This is a genomic window from Synechococcus sp. RC10B2 (assembly GCF_047502635.1).
The window spans coordinates 13,603-30,752 of record NZ_JANSHO010000070.1 but is presented as its reverse complement, the minus strand read 5'-3'; the positions used below and the strand labels follow the sequence as shown (position 1 = coordinate 30,752).

The following is a 17,150-nucleotide window of genomic DNA, read 5'->3' as shown; positions in this document are numbered from 1 at the left end:
ACCAGCAGGTCTCCTTGCCTGCTAGCCTAGAAGATGCGTTGAACAGCTCCCAGTATGACCAGCACTCTCCCCACTCGCTCGTTTAACACCAGCCGCTCCAGGCAGATCTTTGCACGGGCGCAGCAGCTTATGCCGGGGGGCGTCAGCTCTCCGGTGCGTGCCTTTAAGTCGGTGGGCGGGGATCCCGTCGTCTTCGACCGCGTTGCCGGCGCCTACGCCTGGGATGTGGATGGCAACCAGTACATCGACTACATCGGCAGTTGGGGGCCGGCGATTGTCGGCCACGCCCACCCCGAGGTGATCGAGGCGTTGCGGCGGGCCCTGGAGAAAGGCACCAGCTTTGGCGCCCCTTGCGTTTTGGAAAACGAGCTGGCCGAGCGGGTGATCGAGGCGGTGCCCAGCGTGGAGATGGTGCGCTTTGTCAACTCCGGCACCGAAGCCTGCATGGCGGCGCTGCGCCTGATGCGGGCCTACACCGGGCGGGAAAAGGTGATCAAGTTCGAGGGCTGCTACCACGGCCATGCGGACATGTTTTTGGTCAAGGCCGGCTCGGGGGTAGCCACGCTGGGCCTGCCAGATTCGCCGGGGGTGCCCAAGGCTGCCACCAGTGCCACGCTGACCGCCCCCTACAACGACCTAGAGGCAGTCAAGGCTCTGTTTGAGCAGTATCCCGACTCCATTGCCGGCGTGATCCTGGAGCCGGTGGTGGGCAATGCCGGCTTCATTCCGCCGCAGCCGGGCTTTTTGGAGGGTTTGCGGGAGCTGACGCAAAAGTATGGCGCCCTGCTGGTGTTTGACGAGGTGATGACCGGCTTTCGCATCAGCTACGGCGGCGTGCAGGCCAAGTTTGGCGTCATCCCCGATTTGACCACCCTGGGCAAGGTGATCGGCGGCGGCCTGCCGGTGGGGGCCTACGGCGGTCGGCGGGAGATTATGGAGATGGTGGCGCCGGCGGGGCCCATGTACCAGGCGGGCACCCTCTCCGGCAACCCCCTGGCCATGACGGCCGGGATCCACACTCTGGACATCTTGCGCCGACCCGGTACCTATGAGTATCTGGAGCGGATTACCGAGCAGTTGGCGACGGGGCTGCTGCAGATTGCACAAGAGACCGGTCATGAGATGTGCGGGGGCTATTTGCCCGGCATGTTCGGCTTTTTCTTCACCGCCGGCCCGGTGCGCAACTACGAGGAGGCCAAGCGCTCGGATTTGCAGAAGTTTGCCCGCTTCCACCGCGGCATGCTGGAGCGGGGGGTGTATCTGGCGCCCTCGCAATTTGAGGCCGGCTTCACTTCCCTGGCCCACACCGAGGCCGATGTGGAGAGAACCCTAGAGGCAGCGCGAGAGGTGCTGCGCACGCTCTAGGGTTTTTCTCCCCTCTCCCCTTGAGAGAGGGGTTGGGGGTGAGGGAGCTCCCTTGCTGCATTGGGATCCCCGACCATGGCCGAGCACATCCACCGCAACTGGCGCATCACCACCCAAACTACCGACAAGGGGTTTATCTTTTGCTGCCAGCGGCTACGTCAGGATGGCTCAGTGGAGCCTGCTGCCAAAGCCTACGGCTACTTCCAAAATGAGGCCGAGGCGATTTTGGCGGGCATGGTCTGGATCGACCGGCAGCAACTTCCGGATCACCTGGACGGCTTGCTCTTCGACAACGAGGAGCCAGAGGGCTAGACAGAAGCTTCTTCGCGTACCAACTGTTCCCAGCCCAAGCCTTTGAGGGCGGCGTTGCGCCGCAGCGGGCGGGTGACCAACTCCAGCAGCGCCTGGGTGTTGCCGAAGCCGTGGATCGGGGCAAAGGTAAACTCCACCGACCATTTGGTGGTGATGCCGCGGGCCTCGAGGGGGTTGGCGTGGGCCATGCCCGTGATCACCAGATCCGGCTGCAGGGCTTTGATGCGCTGCAGTTGGTGGTAGTTATCCGGCTTCTCCACCAGGGTGGGCTTGGGCACCCCCATCTCCTCGCAGGTGCGCTCCAAGAGGGCCAGCTCGGCGGCTTGGTAGCGCTTGTCGAGGTAAGGGATCCCGATTTCCTGCACCGTCATGCCGCAGCGCACCAGGAAGCGGGCCAGGGAGACCTCCAGCAGGTTATCCCCCATGAAGAAGACGCTCTTGCCCCGCAGCAGGCCCAGGTACTCTTGAACTTGGGGGTGGCGCCACACTTCCGCTTCCCGCTCTGCCAGGCCTGGAGTCGGGATCCCCAGCTCGCGGGCAATGGCTTCGATCCAGGCGCGGGTGCCATCTGGCCCGATGGGAAAAGGAGCAGGGATGAGCTTGGCCTTTTTGCGGCGCACCAGCGTGGTGGCGGTGCGGCTGAGGAAAGGATTCACCCCCACCACATGGGTGCCCGGCTCGATGGCCGGCAGCTCCCCGTAGCGCTTGGCCGGCAGCCAGCCGGAGACGCGGATCCCGTATTTTTTCAGCTCCAGAGTGAGTTGGGTAACCACCGGATCCGGCACGGAGCCGAAGATGACCAGCGGCGGGTGGGGGTGGAAGCCCTCTTCCTCTTTCTTTTTGCCGGAGCGCAGCCCGTAGAAAAGGGCCTGCAGGCCGCCCCGCGTCTCCCGCTCCTCTTCCTGCACCTGCTCCGGGCAGCGCTGGGCCATGGAAGCCAACACCGTGTCTTCCCCCTGGGTAAAGGCGTAGTCGAGGCCGTTGGCCCGCGCCACCACAATCGGGATCCCGATCTCGGCCTCTAGCTTCTGTGCCAGGCCCTCCAGATCCATTTTGATGATCTCGGTGGTGCAGGTGCCGATCCAGACGATGACGCTGGGGTTGCGATCCCGCTGGATTTGCAGGCACAGCCGCTTCAGCTCCTCGTAGTCGTTGAGCTTGGCGCTGATATCTCCCTCTTCCAGCTCGGCCATGGCATAGCGCGGCTCGGCGAAGATCATCACCCCCATGGCATTTTGCAAAAAGTAGCCACAGGTTTTGGTGCCGATCACCAAAAAGAAGCTGTCTTCGATTTTGGGGTAGAGCCAGGCCACGCAACTAATCGGGCAGAAGGTGTGGTAGTTGCCGGTCTCGCATTGAAAGTGGAGGGTATTGGAAGTATCCACAGCAGCAGTCATCGTCGGCTCCTAGAAAAGGGTTTGTCAAGCTAGAGGGCGACCAACTGGGGCACGCCCACCAATTTTTCGCTCAGATCCCAGAGCAGCTTGGCCTTGGCCTCGTCCCCTGCTTCGTCCGAGACTTCTTGGTTAAAGGGCTTGGCATTCTTGCGTTGCCGGTTGCCCCAGCTCCAGTAGAACCCTGACTGGCGAAACTCGGGATCCGCCACCACCTGGGCCACCCGCTCGCCGGCCAGCTCCTGGGAGACATAGCCACCGGTGATGTTTTTTTGAAACCAGGGGAAGAGCTTTTGGAACAGGGGATAGTGATGGCGGAAGAGGCCTGTTTCCGCCACGCAGCCGGGGTAGAGGGAGAGGAAGGTGATGCCGGTGCTCTCGTGGAAGCGGCGGTGCAGCTCCCGCATGGTGAGGATGTTGCAGACTTTGCTGTCTTTGTAGGCCTTGACGGGATCGAACTTGCCGCCATCGGCCATGCTGATCGGCTCCTTGAAACCCTGGGCAAAACCCCGCAGATCCCCCAGGTGGGGTTGGGGCGGGATCTTGCCCCCCAGCTCCTTGGGGTTGTGGGTGACGGTGCCCAAGATCACCAGCCGCCGATCCGGGTAAGTGGAGCGCTTCAGATCCTCCAGCATCAAATGGCAGAGCAAGAAGTGCCCCAGGTGGTTGGTGGCCATGGTCAGCTCATAGCCCTCCGGGCTGCGCAGGGGCTGCTTGAGCAAGGGCATGTAGATGGCGGCGTTGCACACCAGGGCATCCAGAGAGCGGCCCGACTGGCGAAATTGCTCGACAAATTGCCGCACACTGGCCAGGCTGGCCAGATCGATCGGCATCAAGGTGTAGCTGCCCTGGGGGATCCCCACCTGCTGGGCCATCCGCCGGCCTTTGTCCAGATCCCGACAGGCCATCACCACGTGCCAGCCCCGCTTGGCCAAAGCCAAAGCCGCATACAGGCCGACGCCGGAAGAAGCTCCGGTAATCACCACGGTGGGTTGCGCTTGTGCTTGCATATCCAACTCCTCTGCCATGTCCTCAAGAGGGATTTCCTGCACAATCCATCTTGGAGTGGAAAGCGGGCCAGACAACGAATTGATAAGGTTTGCGACGGTTTTTCGAAACAATTGCTTCACTTTTAGACACACCGGCAAGCTGGCAGGCTTGGGATCCCTTACACCAGCGCCGGCTCCCGCACGGGGGTTTTGTAAAAGTCCGAAAGCAGGGCAAACAGCTCCCGATCCTCGGCAGGCCGGGGCACGATCCCCTCCGGGCGGGCCAGCAGCTCGTCGGCGATGTTCAGGTAGTACTGACAGACGGGCTCCAGGCTGGGATCCGTCTCTGCCATCTCGAAGAGGGTTTTGCCCTTCACCCGCGAGATGCGAATGTCCTCGACCAGTGGCAACACCTCGAGCACGGGCATGGGCACTGCCGAGACGTATTGGTCGATGAGATCCCGCTTGCTGGTGCGATTGCCGATCAACCCGGCCAGCCGCAGCTTGCGGGTTTTGGCCTTCTCCCGCACCGAGGCGGCAATGCGATTGGCGGCAAAGAGGGCGTCAAAGCCGTTGTCGGTCACGATCACGCAGTAGTCGGCGTAGTTGAGGGGGGCAGCAAAGCCGCCGCACACCACGTCCCCCAGCACGTCGAAGAGAATGACGTCGTATTCATCGAAAGCATTTAGCTCCTTCAGGAGTTTGACGGTCTCCCCCACCACATAGCCGCCACAGCCGGCCCCCGCCGGTGGACCGCCCGCCTCGACGCAATCTACGCCGCCATAGCCGCGGTAGATCACGTCCTCCGGGTAGATGTCTTCGTAGTGGTAGCCCTTGGCCTCCAGAGTGTCGATGATGGTGGGGATCAAAAAGCCGGTCAGGGTGAAGGTGCTGTCGTGCTTGGGATCACAGCCGATCTGCAGAACCTTTTTGCCCCGCTTGGCCAAAGCCACCGAGAGGTTGCAACTGGTGGTGGACTTGCCGATCCCACCCTTTCCGTAAACTGCCAACTTCACAGCACGTTCCTCCACAAGCCTGGCAAAGGCCATTATCGGCAGCCCATCCACCTCCTGAGAAGTGTTAAGAAGAGTTAAGGGAAGTCTAAAACAGGTTAAAGGAGTTTCCTAAATCGCTGGACAGACAAAATTCCGTCCAAAAGATTTTTAGAGCTAGATTTTAGCTGTTTATCAGCTTTTGTTTTTTGTTTTTGTATAAAAGTAGATCAAAAGCAAATGATGCCTCTCTCCTCGCCTCTGACGAGCGCTGACGACAAACGTCCTCCCGTCAACCCGATGGAGACGGCTGGCGGGATCCCTGTTCCCGGTGTGAGGGCGGGTCTCAAGAATTGTCTCAATGTCCAGAGGAGCGGCGGAATCGGCAATTCAAAAGGGATCCCTTAGGGATCGAAGGCAAAGGTCATCTGCACGGCCCCTGTAGAATCCACCTCAACCCTGCGCAGGAATTCCCGCAGGTAGGCGCGGCGCTCACTCTCGCTGAGGTCTTGCCAGAAGGGCGGGATGGAGAGAGTTTGGGCAATCTGGAGGAAGTTGGCGGGGGGGAGCTGTTCCAGCTTTTGGGCCAAGCGGGCCGTTTCCGCCCGCAACTGGTAGCAGCGCTGGGCCAGGGCAGGTTCGTCCATTAGTCCAGATTGCTGCAGCTCCTCCAGTTGTCGCAGCCGCTCGCTGTTGGCTTGGATCTGGGCTTGGAGCTGTTGGCGGGTTTGATCCAGGGCCTGCCGATCCAGGTTTTGGGCCCGCTGGGGGAGCTGTTGGCAGACTTGGCGGATCACCTCCTGCAGAACGGCGGCGTAGTGGAGGCTGTAGCGACAGGTTTGGCAACGCAGGTAGAGGTAGGAGGAGCCGTTCTTCTTGGCCTTGCGAGGGGTGGTTTGCACAATGCGCAGAAGGCTGCCGCAGACGCGGCAATGGACTAGGCCGGCCAAGGCGCGGGGGGCGCTGGCGCTGCGGCGCGGGATCTTTTGGTTGCGTTTGAGCCAGCGATCGATCTGGGCGGCCTCGGCGCGGCTGAGGAGAGCCGGGTGGGTATCGCGCAGAACGGTGCCGTCGGCGTAGGCCAGATCTCCACGATAGACCGGGTTGAGCAGCCAGTTGCGCCCGGTGGCCACCGAAATGCGCTTGTGGTGTTTTTCAGCGATGAAGCGCACCGCCTGGCGCAAGGATCCGTAGAGAAGAAAGTGCTGGAAAAAATCCTGAACAATGGGGGCTTGGCGGCGATCCAGCGCGTAGCGATCCCCTTCGCGGCGGTAGCCAAAGGGGGCAGGCCCAGGGGGAGGCTTGCCCGCTAGACGGTTTTGGGCTTGGCTGCAGCAGAGGCGGCGGCTCTGCAATTGATGGGGGAGCTCGGCCAGCAGCGGGATCCAATCGGCAGCAGCGCTGGGGGTGTGCAGGCCGGACTCGTTGACCAAGCTGAGGCGGAGCCCCGCTTGTTGGATCTGCAATAGCCGTTGGTGGACTTCCTCCACTCGATCCCCCAGATCCGCCAGGCGCACCAGCAGCACCTGCTGCACCGATCCGGCGGCAATGCCCTGCAACAGCTCTTCCAGATGGATGCGGGATCCCCAGTCGTGCCAGATGGGATCGGCCCCGTGTGCTTTCAACCAGGCCAGCTCCTGGTCTGGCCAAGAGGCATGGGCGGGCGTGTAGAGGTAGCCGCAAACGCTCATGGACAAGCAAACTCTCACCGCTGCTGTACCCGCACCCGACACCCCTCTTGGCCAGGGATCCCAGCTAGGCTAAGGGAGAGACAAACCGGCAAGCCTTGGCCGCCGAAGGCTCTCCGCAAGATGGCTTTACTCCACCGCCGCAGCCGCGTATTCCAGCTCCTCTTCCGAAACCTCCAGCGGCGCCTCCTCGACTTGTCCTTGCTTGGCAGCCCGCAGTTGCTCGCGGTACTTGGCCGCCATTTCTTCTGCTTTTTCGTAAACCAGCTTGGGATCTCGCAGCATGTCGCCGGGATTGGGCTCCAGTTGCTTGGTAGACAGCGAGATGCGACCCCGTTCTGCGTCTAGGTCGATGATCATCACCTTCACTTCGTCGTTGACGTTGAAGACGCTGTGAGGCGTGTCGACATGCTCGTGGGAGATCTCGGAAATGTGCAGCAAGCCAGAGACGCCGCCAATGTCGATGAAGGCACCGTAAGGCTTGATGCCGCGCACCGTGCCGACCACTACCTCGCCCACCTCCAGCTTGTTCATCTTCCGCTCCACCAGGGCGCGGCGATGGCTCAACACCAGTCGGTTGCGGTCTTCGTCCACCTCCAAAAACTTCAGGGGCAGCTCTTCGCCCACCAGCTCTTCCTTGGGCTTGCGGCTGCTGATGTGGGAGCCGGGGATAAAGCCGCGCAGTCCCTCAATACGCACCAGGGCGCCTCCGCGGTTGGTGGCAAAAATGGTGGCCCGCACCGTGGCGTCTTCTTTTTGTAGCTGCCGCACCCGCTCCCAAGCCCGCATGTACTCGATGCGGCGGATGGAGAGGGTCAGTTGCCCCTCTTCATTTTCTTCGGTGAGGATAAAAAACTCGCGCGTCTCTCCCGGCTGCAGCACCTCGTGCGGATCCTCTATCCGGCTGATGGACATCTCCTGCAAAGGCAGGAAGGCAGCCGTCTTGGCCCCAATATCGATCAACGCACCGCCCGGCTCCACCGAAAATACCGTGCCAGCTACAATTTCGCCAGGGCTGAAGTGATAGTCGTACTTATCCAAGAGGGCGGCAAAGTCCTCGGTGGTGAAACCTACATCGGCAGCAGCGGTGAATCGACTCATAGGGGTGTAACAGCAGAGCAGTTGATGCGAATTAGCAGTTGAACTTGTAAGGAACAGCTCCCATACTCGCTCACCCTCCCAGGCGGGACAGGCAATGGCTTGGGAAATACTATAGTAGCTTAAGAGGGCAGCTTTTGTGGCAAACTTCCTCGCGATCCTGCCAAGCTAGAGAGAGAGGGCCACAGGTGGGAGAGGGGCGATTGCACTTTATCGACCAGGCGGAAATTGAAGTGCAGGCGGGGAACGGCGGAGATGGCATTGTTGCCTTTCGCCGGGAAAAGTATGTGCCCGCCGGAGGGCCCTCAGGGGGCAATGGAGGACGGGGCGGCTCGGTGATCCTGGTGGCAGATCCCGGCCTGCAGACCTTGTTGGATTTTCGCTTTCAGCCGGTGATCAAGGCAGAACATGGGGCCAAAGGGGGGCCCAACCATCGCAGTGGCGCCAGTGGTGCGGATCGGCTGGTGCGGGTGCCCTGCGGCACAATGGTGTTCGACACAGAGACCGGCGAGCTGCTGGGGGATCTGGTGCAGCCCGGGGATCGGCTGCTGGTGGCTCGGGGCGGGAAAGGCGGCCTGGGCAATGCCCATTTTCTCAGCAACCACAATCGGGCTCCCCGCCAATTTACCAGGGGCCAACCGGGAGAGCGGCGACGCCTGCGCCTGGAGCTAAAGCTCATTGCCGAGGTGGGGATCGTCGGTATGCCCAATGCGGGCAAATCCACCCTGATCTCGGTGGTCTCGTCCGCCCGGCCCAAGATCGCCGATTACCCCTTCACCACCCTGCAGCCCAATTTGGGAGTGGTGCCCCATCCTGCCGGGGATGGGGTGGTGTTTGCCGACATTCCCGGACTGATCGAGGGGGCACACCGAGGGGTGGGGTTGGGCCACGACTTTTTGCGCCATGTGGAGCGCACGCGGGTGTTGATCCACCTGGTGGACGGCACAGCAGCAGATCCCGTCAGGGATTACCAAATCATTCAGCAGGAGCTGCGCGCCTACGGCCACGGGCTAAGCGACAAGCCGCAGATTGTGGTTTTGAACAAGATCGATGCCCTTGAGCCCCAGGAGGTGAGCGAGCGCACCCAGCGGCTGTCAATGGCTGCCGGTGCCCCGGTATCGGCCATCTCGGCGGTTGCCAGGCAGGGGCTGGAGCCCTTGTTGCAGCGGGTGTGGCAGTGCCTGGGCCGGGATCCGGATCTCCATCGACCCGCGGCGGCTAGCAAAATCCAGCCAGTTCGGGGGCAGGAGAATCTTAGAATAGGAGTGCCCCTGCCTTCCCAAAACTCAGAGATGAGCGGCTATGTATATCTCGGCGGAGGATCTGCCCCCCGATTTGCGCCAGATCAAGTTGGCCATTGAGCAGGCGGCCCAGGCGAGGGCGGGAGCTTGTGTGGAGCTGTTGATGCTCCTGCGGTTGTTGGAGGATCTGCACCGCACGATTTTGGAGGGGGCCTTCCGAGAGTCTTTGCCCAACACCCGGCAAGAGCTCTATCGGGTGCTTCAGGATTTGGAGGAAGCAGGCGACTGGCCCTATTTGCCTCGTCTGCATATTCAAGCGCTGATGCAACGGCTAAAAGATTGGCCGCAGGGATCCCTGTCGGTGCCGCCTACCCCTCGTTCTGGGGGAGTTGCGGAAGTGGTGGAAAGCCCTAGCCGCTCCGAGTCTTGAGGTTTTGCTTTTTTCTCCCGAATGGCCGAGTATTTTAAGCTCCATCCACAGCATCCCCAGGCCCGTTCCATCCAACGGATTGCAGCCGCTCTGCGGGAAGGGGCGGTCATGCTTTACCCCACCGATACGGTCTATGCCATTGGCTGCGATGTCACCCACAAGCAGGCGGTGGAGCGGGTAAGGCGTCTCAAGCGGCTTTCCAACGACAAGCCCCTCACCTTTTTGTGCCCTTCGCTTTCCCAAATTGCCCAGTATGCCCAAGTGAGCGATCCCGCCTATCGGCTGATGCGGCGGCTGATCCCGGGCCCGTTTACGTTTTTGCTGCCGGCCACCAAGCTGGTGCCCAAGTTGGTCATGGATCCCAAGCGGAAAACCACCGGCATCCGCGTGCCCGATTCGGCCATCTGTCAGGCGCTGTTGGCCGAGCTGGGCAATCCCATCGTCTCCACCTCGGCCAAGCTGGGCGGGGATCCCGTCGGCTCTTTGGAGGTGGGTTTTGACTCTGCTGGGGATTGGGAAGAGGGGGGAATCTTTACCGCCGAGGAAATGCGACAGTTGGAGAAACAGGTGGATTTGGTGCTGGATGACGAGGCTCCCTATCGGGCCCAGGTCTCGACGGTGATCGATCTCACGGGGCCGGAGCCGCTGCTGGTGCGGGCCGGCTTGGGGTACGAGCAGGTGGCGGATCTAATAAATCTAAATCTGAAGCCGGTGGAAGCGGAGGGTTGAGGGCAGAGGGATCCCGTGTTCTCTAGAATAGGGCCGGTGCCTGTGGAGTGTGCCCATGCCTGAGTCTTTGGCTGAGCAAAAGCTGGCCCTGTTGCGCCTGCTGGAGGGGGCTGACCGAGGCCGGAAGGTTTCCCCTGACCAGAAAGCCCAGATCTTGTCTCACATTGCTGCTTTGGAGGCGCTCAACCCCACCCCCAGGCCAACCTCTGTTCCTGAACAGTTGGAGGGGAACTGGCTTACCCTATTTACCACCAGCACAGACCTGCTGCGGCTGGCCCAGTTGCCCCTTCTGACCACCGGCGAGATCTACCAGTGCATTCGGGCCAAAGCTGGGCGGGTCTTTAACGTGGCGGAGATCCAGGGATCCGGCTGGCTGCAGGCTTGGCTGCCCCGGGGAGTTGTGGCGGTGGCGGCCCGCTTCTACCCAGAGTCGGAATGCCGGGTCAGGGTCATTTTCGAGCGCTTGGTGCTCGGATCCCAGGCCTTGATGAGCTACGAGATCGAGAGTTTTCTCGATTTGCTCGAGCGGGCTCCGGAGCGGATCCCGGCTATTCAAATCGATATCCGCCGCCGCGAGCCAACGGGTTGGCTGGATATCACCTATTTGGATGAAGACTTGCGGCTGGGTCGGGGCAGCGAGGGGAGTGTATTTGTTCTAAAGCGGGTCGGCTAGTCGGAGGATCCAGAGGACTCCGTTTCCGCCCTTTCGTGAGATGGGTTTTGGGTTAGGGTGGAGCTTATTTCCTGGAGAACTTGCAAGGCGCGGTAGGACTCTCGCAAAGTTTGCAGCTCCTGTTGAGTTTGCTCCAGTTGCCGGGCTTTTTGCTCCTGTAAGAAGCGCAGCCTTTGATTTTCGGACGCCGTGCGACGCAGAACGTGCTTGAGTTTCTGCTTCTGCTGCTGAAGCCGAGTCCGCCTCACCTCCAACTGCTGCAGTTGGATTTCTTGGAGTTCCAGTTCTATTTTCAGAGTGGCGACCTGCATCTGGAGTTGGCGAAGTTTTTGGTTGAGCTCTGGCTCTGGTGTGGGTTTTGCCGACTCAGGGCTTGGGGAAGAAGGTGATGACAATTCTTGTAGGGGCTGCAACTGTTGGGCCTTGGCCTGCGAAGCTTGATCCTGGTGCTGCTCGCCCTGCAGTCTTACTTGAGTGTGTTCGCTTACTTCGGTTTCAGTTTCCGTCTGCTGCTCAGCTTGATCAAGAATTTGTCGATCGCGGATCTGGGTTCGAGGATCCTCGTCAACCGACTGCAAAGGGAGAGAATCCTCCTCGGGTTGCCGAGGGTTGCCGCCATAATCGGCGGGATCAAAGGGAGACAGAGCCGCTACCAGCGAGGCCCGAAAATCAGTCCAGGAGCCCGACTGCAGACCCATCTGAACCACCCGCCAGGCCCCATAGGAGGCCCCAATTGCAGCCAGGAGCCCAGGGATCCCGGCCAAGGACAGGGAAACCTTGGGCAGGGTCGGCAGGATCTGATCCAGCAGGCCCACCACCAACGCGAAGACAAAGATCCCGCTCCCCGCGGCAGCGGCACCTGAGACCCAAGAGGAGCGGGAGAACATCATCGTTTCTGTTTTTTCGCTAGCAGAACCACCGGAGCAGGAGAACCAGAGGTCAGGTTCACAGATCGCCTGCCTGCATCTCAGTTTATCCCGCCGGCAGCCTCTGTTTCTCGCTTAGGGCACTTGCCAAGCCCGCTGGTGGTAGCTCTGCAATTCGGCCCAGGGATCCGCTGCTGCTGCGGGGGTATGGCCGTGGTTGTGGTGATGGTGAGAGTGATGGTGATGGGATCCGTGCCCATGGGAGTCATGGTCATGGTGATGAGTATGCCCCGCTCCCAGCTCTGCGCTCACCGCCAGGCGAAACTTGCAGAGGTGGCAGTTCATCAGGGTTTGGCCCTGGAGAGCTTCCTGCTCCAGTTGCTGCAGGCTGTGCAGCACCGCGTCCACAAGGCCCAATTCCGGCAGCATCAGCCAGTCGATCTCGGGGTATTGGCGTCGCCGTTCTTGCACCGCCGCCTCGATTTTTTTCACCAGCACCCCTGTAAAGAGAAAATAGGGCAGCACAACCACCCGGCGCGGCTGCCAAGAGAGGGCCCGCTCCAATCCCACGGGCAGGCGGGGATGGGTAATGCCGATAAAGCAAGTTTCCACAGCGGCAAACCCAGATCCTTCCCAAAGCAGCCGAGCCAGTTTACAGGCTTCGGCATTGGCCTCGGGATCGCTGGAGCCGCGACCCACAAACAGGAGCACGGTTTCTGCTTCTGGGATCCGCTGCGGTTGGGCGGCCATCAAAGCGGCCAATCGGTCTCGCAGCAGTTGCAGGATCTCGATGCGGATCCCCAACGGCCCACCGTAATGAATGCGCAACTGGGGATAGAGGGCCTGCAGGCGATCCAGTTCCATCGTCACATCGAACTTGTTGTGGCGCGCCCCAAAAAGCAGCAGCGGCAGGGCCACGATCTCCTGCCACCCTTGGGCCAAGCATTGTTCCACCCCCTGGGCAATACTGGGCTGGGCTAGCTCCAAAAAGCAGGAGATCACCGGCCGATGGGGGGTGAGGGATTGATAAACTTGGGCCAGCTCCAGAAAGGCTTGCTGCCCTTCAGGGTCACGGGATCCATGGCCGATGAGCAACAGGGGCAAGGCAGGAGAAGAAAACTGCCCAACCGCACGGGGAGGGGAAAAACTGAGGACATCCAACACAAAAAACTCCGTTCCTTGTGAATCGCAAGGGGTACAGGACAACGGCAGGTGGGTGTTCTGGCTGAGGGAGGGATCCCATCACAGTTGCGTCACAGTGGCGGACTTGCACCGCACTTTCCCCAGTCTGCCTGAGCCTTTTAGGTTAGCTTGCCGCTTGTCGTTCACCAAGCCCCCTGGGGGGGATGTCCTTGTCTGCCAGAAGATAGCCCTGAGGCATGAGCGGTACGGCAGACTCATGCTCAAAGGGCAGCAAAACTGTTGCCGCGCTAATCCCCCTTGCCCCTGGGAGAGGGCCTAACGCCGGCCTGCCGGTCTGTGGGCTCGAAAGTGTCGCAGGCGCAGGGCATTGGCGACCACCGAAACGGAACTCAGGGCCATGGCTGCCCCCGCCAGCATGGGGTTGAGCAGCCAACCGGTGAAGGGGTAGAGCGCCCCGGCGGCAATCGGGATCCCGAGCGTGTTGTAGATAAAGGCGAAGAAGAGGTTCTGGCGGATGTTGTTGAGGGTGGCCCGGCTGAGTTGAATGGCTGTGGCGACTCCCCGCAGATCCCCCGACATGAGGGTAATATCGCTGGCGGCCATCGCCACATCCGTACCTGTACCAATGGCGATCCCCACATCAGCTTCTGCCAGAGCCGGAGCATCGTTAATGCCATCTCCCACCATCGCCACCCGCCGTCGCGGTTGTCTTAGGCTGCGTATGTAAGCTGCCTTCTGATCCGGACGGACTTGGGCAATTACCCGCTGAATGCCTGCTTGCCGAGCAACCGCTTGGGCCGTAGTGGGGTTATCCCCGGTTAGCAGGATCACCTCTAGACCCATCTGTTGCAGCTGTTGCACTGCCTCAGGAGAGGTGGGTTTGAGCGGATCGGCAATGGCCAACAGCCCCACCAGACTCTGGGATTGCGCTACGCCGATCACCGTTTTGCCCTGGCTTTCCCAATTCTGAACCCGCTCTGACCAAGAGGGATCCCAGGGGATCCCCATCTCCTGTAGCCAGCTCAGCCGACCGATGCGAATCCACTGATCTTCCACCCAAGCTTCTGCCCCACTGCCTACCCTTGCCTGAAAGTGCCAGGCAGGAGGGATCACAATTTTTTCGGCTTCGGCTTTCTGCACCACCGCCTGGGCCAAAGGATGTTCCGAGTGCCGCTCCACTGCCGCTGCCAGGCGCAACACCGTCAGGGGAGAGGAGCCATTAGCCCAAATATCGGTGACAGTGGGACGACCTTCGGTCAGGGTGCCGGTTTTGTCCAAGACCACCGTGCGCAAGTCGTGGGCCAATTCCAGGCTGTCGGCACTTTTCACCAGGATCCCCAATTCCGCCCCTCGTCCCACGGCCACCAGGATCGAGGTGGGGGTCGCCAACCCCAGCGCGCAAGGGCAGGCGATGATCAGCACCCCAATTGTGTTCACCAAGGCCAGTGTCGGGTTATCGGCCAGCACCCACCAGAGCACAAAAGTTAGAACTGCCACCCCAATCACCGCCGGCACAAACCAGGAGGTGACCCGATCCGCCAACTGTTGAATCGGAGCTTTGGATCCCTGAGCTTCCTGCACCAAGCGCACGATCTGGGCCAGAACTGTGTCTTTGCCCACCCGCCGCGCTTCCATCACAAAGCTGCCCGTCTGATTCAGCGTTGCCCCAATCACCTCATCCCCCGCCGATTTGACAACAGGCAGGCTCTCGCCGGTCACCATCGACTCGTCGAGGGTGGAGGATCCCTCTAGGATTACCCCATCCACCGGCACCTTCTCGCCGGGGCGCACCCGGATCCGATCCCCCACCTGCACTTCCCGAATCGGAATATCCTGCTCCACCCCATGGCGAATTACCCTTGCCGTTTTCGGTTGCAGCCCGATCAGCTTGCGAATGGCCTCAGAGGTTTGCCTTTTGGCCCGTTGCTCCATCCACTTGCCCACCAGAATCAGGGTGGTGACCACCGCCGACACTTCGTAATACACATCGGGATGCAGTCCCTGCCGATGGAAAGAGTCGGGGAAAACCGTTGGGAAAATGGAATAGAAGAAAGCCGCGCTCGTCCCCAAGGCCACCAGCGTGTTCATATCCGCTGAACGCCGTTGCCAAGCGGCCCAAGCGCCTCGATAAAAATGCTTGCCCACCCAAAACTGCACCGGAGCCGTCAGCAGCAACTGCAACCCAGGATTGTGCAGCCACATGGGAAAGCCCGGGATGTCCATCCCCAGCATCATCGGCAGGGATCCGATCACCAGCACCGTGCTGATGCCCACCCCTATCGCCACCTTGAGCTTCAGTTCCCGTTCTGCGGCCCGTTGGGCGATCCGCTCTGGATCCGACAGATCGTCCAGCTGCCAATCCTCCTGGATAAGGCGCGCCCGATACCCCGCCCGCTCCACCGCCCGAATCAGCGCCTGCGGATCCACCAGCCTGGGATCCCCTTTGACGGTGGCCTGCTCGCTGGCAAAATTCACTGATCCGTGGGACACCCCCTGCACCTGAGTGAGGGCCTGTTCGATGCTGCGGGCGCAGGAGGCACAGCTCATCCCTTGCAGGGCCAACTGCCAAGTGCCCTCAGGAGAAGGCGCAGAGGCCGATAGTGCACCCGATGACCCTTTATGGGCAGACATGGCAACACCTTGTTGATGAAACGACAGCTACTCTCCACCCTGGGCAGGGCGAAGGCAGCCATCTGTACAGAAATTCAAAACAGACGCCCGACCGTTCCCGGCCCAAAATTGACTAGGCCGGGGGATATCCCACCTGGGTGAGGGCCTGCCGCAAATCGCTCACAGACCGCTCAGAAGTGATCCGCACCTGTTTGGTTTTGGGATCCCCTTCCACCTGCGCCTGGGGATCCAGTTGCCGCACCGCTTGCGCAATGGTGTCTATACAGGCCCCACAGGCCAGCTTGGGCACCGTCAAAACAACCTGCATCTTGGAAAACCCCCCCAATGCCACTGAAAGGATGCTAAACCTTACAGTGGGCTGGAAGGTCAAGAGGGAGGCTGAGGCTCGTCCATATTCCAGCGGTAGTCCACCTGATAGCCCCGCTGTCGCCACTCTTCCTCCAGTTGCACCTGTTGGGTGAGGGCTTTGCGCAGGGAGTTGATCAGCTCTTGCGTGCGGCCTCGGTTGCCAAAATCCTGTTCCTCTACTGCCGGAAAGGTTTGCCGCTCCAACACCCGCAGCAGAAATTCGTAGTGGATATGAGCCGGCACAGGAATACGTTTCATCGATCCAAGCAATCCTTAGAGATCAATTGTTCTCGCAGAGATCCATTGATAAATGGTTTTCATTCACTGAGATGACAACAGGTGGCGCACAGCTTGGCCGGGATCCGGCTGGGTCACCAGCGCTTCCCCCACCAGCACAGAGCGCACCCCCCAGGCCCGCAACTGCTGCAGATCGGCGGGGGTATGGATGCCGGACTCGCTGACCACAGGCAGATCGCCAAGGAGCTCCGAGTGGGCGGCCAACAGGTCGCGCGTTGTGTTCAAGTCCACCGCAAAGGTTCTCAGATCGCGATTGTTGATGCCAATGAGCACCCGTCCTTTGGCCTGTTGCAGGTGCGGCAAGGCCAAAACCCGCTGCAACTCTTGGCAAGTGTGCACCTCCAACAGAGCCGCCATGCCCAGTTGCTGAATGAGCTTGAGAAAATAGCCCAAATCCGCATCCGAGAGAATGGCGGCAATCAAGAGCACCGCATCTGCCCCCAGGCTGCGGGCCCAGAGGATTTGGTAAGGGTAGAGGATGAACTCCTTGCAGAGGATGGGGATCCCTACTGCCTGACGGATCCGGCGCAGATACTCGCCGCTGCCCTGAAAGAACCGCTCATCTGTGAGCACCGAGAGGCAACTGGCCCCACCGGCTTCATAGCTCTGGGCAATGGCTACCGGGTCAAAGGGATCCCGGAGGATGCCGCGGCTGGGAGAGGCTTTTTTGACCTCGGCAATCACAGAGATAGGGTGAGGCGACTGGGTGAGGGCCGCCACAAAATCCCGCACCGGCGGAGCCTGATCCAGTTGCCGTTGCAATTCCTTGAGGGGAAGCTGCTCCCGTTGCCGCTCCACCTCCTGCTCTTTATGCCAGACGATCGCTTCCAAAATGTGGCGCGGTTTGGCTTCCGGCGCTGTTGTCTGGTACACCTGAGAGGCTACGACCACCGGCGGGGCAGGAGAACGCCGACGAACAGAAAGCGGCTCACCTTGCAGCTCCATACAAACCCT

Annotated in this window: 17 protein-coding genes and 1 riboswitch; of the genes, 6 read left to right on the top strand and 11 right to left on the bottom strand. The window is 60.8% G+C overall.

From position 1 onward, the window contains the following. Positions 1-54: 54 nt before the first annotated feature. Complete coding sequence (gene hemL / locus NW855_RS10415; RefSeq protein WP_011431185.1) at positions 55-1,365, top strand: glutamate-1-semialdehyde 2,1-aminomutase; 1,311 nt, start codon at positions 55-57, stop codon at positions 1,363-1,365. A 75-nt stretch (positions 1,366-1,440) separates the two neighbouring features. After that, positions 1,441-1,677 carry a hypothetical protein gene (locus NW855_RS10410; protein WP_011431184.1) on the top strand — a complete coding sequence of 79 codons (237 nt, stop codon included), beginning with the start codon at positions 1,441-1,443 and terminating at the stop codon, positions 1,675-1,677. Here the strand turns inward: NW855_RS10410 and NW855_RS10405 are convergent. From NW855_RS10405 to NW855_RS10385, 5 genes are all read right to left on the bottom strand, one after another. Beyond that, positions 1,674-3,074, bottom strand: a complete 1,401-nt coding sequence (locus NW855_RS10405; RefSeq protein ID WP_011431183.1) for a ferredoxin:protochlorophyllide reductase (ATP-dependent) subunit N — start codon at positions 3,072-3,074, stop codon at positions 1,674-1,676. The genes NW855_RS10410 and NW855_RS10405 overlap by 4 nt on opposite strands. 29 nt (positions 3,075-3,103) lie before the next feature. Further along, on the bottom strand, positions 3,104-4,081 hold the full coding sequence (locus NW855_RS10400) for a protochlorophyllide reductase (protein WP_011431182.1): 978 nt from the start codon (positions 4,079-4,081) through the stop codon (positions 3,104-3,106). Between the two features lie 158 nt (positions 4,082-4,239). Next, positions 4,240-5,076: a ferredoxin:protochlorophyllide reductase (ATP-dependent) iron-sulfur ATP-binding protein gene (bchL, locus tag NW855_RS10395; protein WP_041439195.1), complete on the bottom strand. Its 837-nt coding sequence runs from the start codon at positions 5,074-5,076 to the stop codon at positions 4,240-4,242. 380 nt (positions 5,077-5,456) lie between these two features. Beyond that, on the bottom strand, positions 5,457-6,743 hold the full coding sequence (locus NW855_RS10390; protein WP_011431180.1) for a recombinase family protein: 1,287 nt from the start codon (positions 6,741-6,743) through the stop codon (positions 5,457-5,459). Between the two features lie 126 nt (positions 6,744-6,869). Then, positions 6,870-7,841, bottom strand: coding sequence for a 30S ribosomal protein S1 (locus tag NW855_RS10385; protein WP_011431178.1), 972 nt, complete (start codon positions 7,839-7,841; stop codon positions 6,870-6,872). 200 nt (positions 7,842-8,041) lie between these two features. On the opposite strand from NW855_RS10385, the gene obgE reads away from it, so the two are divergent. The 4 genes from obgE to NW855_RS10365 are packed head-to-tail and all read left to right on the top strand — an operon-like array spanning position 8,042 to position 10,911. Beyond that, complete coding sequence (gene obgE / locus NW855_RS10380) at positions 8,042-9,199, top strand: GTPase ObgE (protein WP_011431177.1); 1,158 nt, start codon at positions 8,042-8,044, stop codon at positions 9,197-9,199. Next, positions 9,141-9,509 carry a hypothetical protein gene (locus tag NW855_RS10375; RefSeq protein WP_228375305.1) on the top strand — a complete coding sequence of 123 codons (369 nt, stop codon included), beginning with the start codon at positions 9,141-9,143 and terminating at the stop codon, positions 9,507-9,509. The genes obgE and NW855_RS10375 overlap by 59 nt, the downstream gene beginning before the upstream one ends. Positions 9,510-9,530: 21 nt before the next feature. Further along, the gene (locus NW855_RS10370; protein WP_011431175.1) at positions 9,531-10,238 is read left to right on the top strand and encodes an L-threonylcarbamoyladenylate synthase; all 708 of its coding nucleotides are present in this window, start codon (positions 9,531-9,533) and stop codon (positions 10,236-10,238) included. A gap of 55 nt (positions 10,239-10,293) precedes the next feature. Beyond that, entirely contained in the window at positions 10,294-10,911 is a 618-nt protein-coding gene (locus tag NW855_RS10365; protein ID WP_414402788.1) for a PAP/fibrillin family protein, read from the top strand. Here the strand turns inward: NW855_RS10365 and NW855_RS10360 are convergent. The 6 genes from NW855_RS10360 to trpC all read right to left on the bottom strand — a co-directional run bounded on the left by NW855_RS10360 (position 10,908) and on the right by trpC (position 17,141). Continuing rightward, positions 10,908-11,801, bottom strand: coding sequence for a hypothetical protein (locus NW855_RS10360; protein WP_414402789.1), 894 nt, complete (start codon positions 11,799-11,801; stop codon positions 10,908-10,910). The two genes, NW855_RS10365 and NW855_RS10360, sit on opposite strands and share 4 nt — an antisense overlap. Before the next feature lie 111 nt (positions 11,802-11,912). After that, positions 11,913-12,941 (bottom strand): sirohydrochlorin chelatase, encoded by a 1,029-nt coding sequence (locus tag NW855_RS10355; RefSeq protein ID WP_414508730.1) that lies wholly within the window; start codon positions 12,939-12,941, stop codon positions 11,913-11,915. 29 nt (positions 12,942-12,970) lie between these two features. Further along, positions 12,971-13,107: riboswitch (cobalamin riboswitch) on the bottom strand. A 128-nt stretch (positions 13,108-13,235) separates the two neighbouring features. Continuing rightward, positions 13,236-15,551: a heavy metal translocating P-type ATPase gene (locus NW855_RS10350; protein WP_414508729.1), complete on the bottom strand. Its 2,316-nt coding sequence runs from the start codon at positions 15,549-15,551 to the stop codon at positions 13,236-13,238. Between the two features lie 112 nt (positions 15,552-15,663). After that, positions 15,664-15,858 carry a heavy-metal-associated domain-containing protein gene (locus tag NW855_RS10345; protein WP_099884728.1) on the bottom strand — a complete coding sequence of 65 codons (195 nt, stop codon included), beginning with the start codon at positions 15,856-15,858 and terminating at the stop codon, positions 15,664-15,666. 59 nt (positions 15,859-15,917) lie between these two features. Further along, positions 15,918-16,157 (bottom strand): DUF5340 domain-containing protein, encoded by a 240-nt coding sequence (locus tag NW855_RS10340; RefSeq protein ID WP_041436722.1) that lies wholly within the window; start codon positions 16,155-16,157, stop codon positions 15,918-15,920. A 63-nt stretch (positions 16,158-16,220) separates the two neighbouring features. After that, entirely contained in the window at positions 16,221-17,141 is a 921-nt protein-coding gene (gene trpC / locus NW855_RS10335) for an indole-3-glycerol phosphate synthase TrpC (RefSeq protein ID WP_414508728.1), read from the bottom strand. Positions 17,142-17,150: the final 9 nt, after the last annotated feature.

Coding starts and splice junctions, on each gene's coding strand:
- NW855_RS10340 (WP_041436722.1), bottom strand. CDS start 16,157: ATGAAACGTATTCCTGTGCCGGCTCATATCCACTACGAATTTCTGCTG.
- NW855_RS10350 (WP_414508729.1), bottom strand. CDS start 15,551: ATGTCTGCCCATAAAGGGTCATCGGGTGCACTATCGGCCTCTGCGCCT.
- NW855_RS10360 (WP_414402789.1), bottom strand. CDS start 11,801: ATGATGTTCTCCCGCTCCTCTTGGGTCTCAGGTGCCGCTGCCGCGGGG.
- NW855_RS10390 (WP_011431180.1), bottom strand. CDS start 6,743: ATGAGCGTTTGCGGCTACCTCTACACGCCCGCCCATGCCTCTTGGCCA.
- NW855_RS10370 (WP_011431175.1), top strand. CDS start 9,531: ATGGCCGAGTATTTTAAGCTCCATCCACAGCATCCCCAGGCCCGTTCC.
- NW855_RS10405 (WP_011431183.1), bottom strand. CDS start 3,074: ATGACTGCTGCTGTGGATACTTCCAATACCCTCCACTTTCAATGCGAG.
- NW855_RS10410 (WP_011431184.1), top strand. CDS start 1,441: ATGGCCGAGCACATCCACCGCAACTGGCGCATCACCACCCAAACTACC.
- NW855_RS10400 (WP_011431182.1), bottom strand. CDS start 4,081: ATGCAAGCACAAGCGCAACCCACCGTGGTGATTACCGGAGCTTCTTCC.
- trpC (WP_414508728.1), bottom strand. CDS start 17,141: ATGGAGCTGCAAGGTGAGCCGCTTTCTGTTCGTCGGCGTTCTCCTGCC.
- hemL (WP_011431185.1), top strand. CDS start 55: ATGACCAGCACTCTCCCCACTCGCTCGTTTAACACCAGCCGCTCCAGG.
- NW855_RS10365 (WP_414402788.1), top strand. CDS start 10,294: ATGCCTGAGTCTTTGGCTGAGCAAAAGCTGGCCCTGTTGCGCCTGCTG.
- NW855_RS10385 (WP_011431178.1), bottom strand. CDS start 7,841: ATGAGTCGATTCACCGCTGCTGCCGATGTAGGTTTCACCACCGAGGAC.
- NW855_RS10375 (WP_228375305.1), top strand. CDS start 9,141: ATGTATATCTCGGCGGAGGATCTGCCCCCCGATTTGCGCCAGATCAAG.
- NW855_RS10345 (WP_099884728.1), bottom strand. CDS start 15,858: ATGCAGGTTGTTTTGACGGTGCCCAAGCTGGCCTGTGGGGCCTGTATA.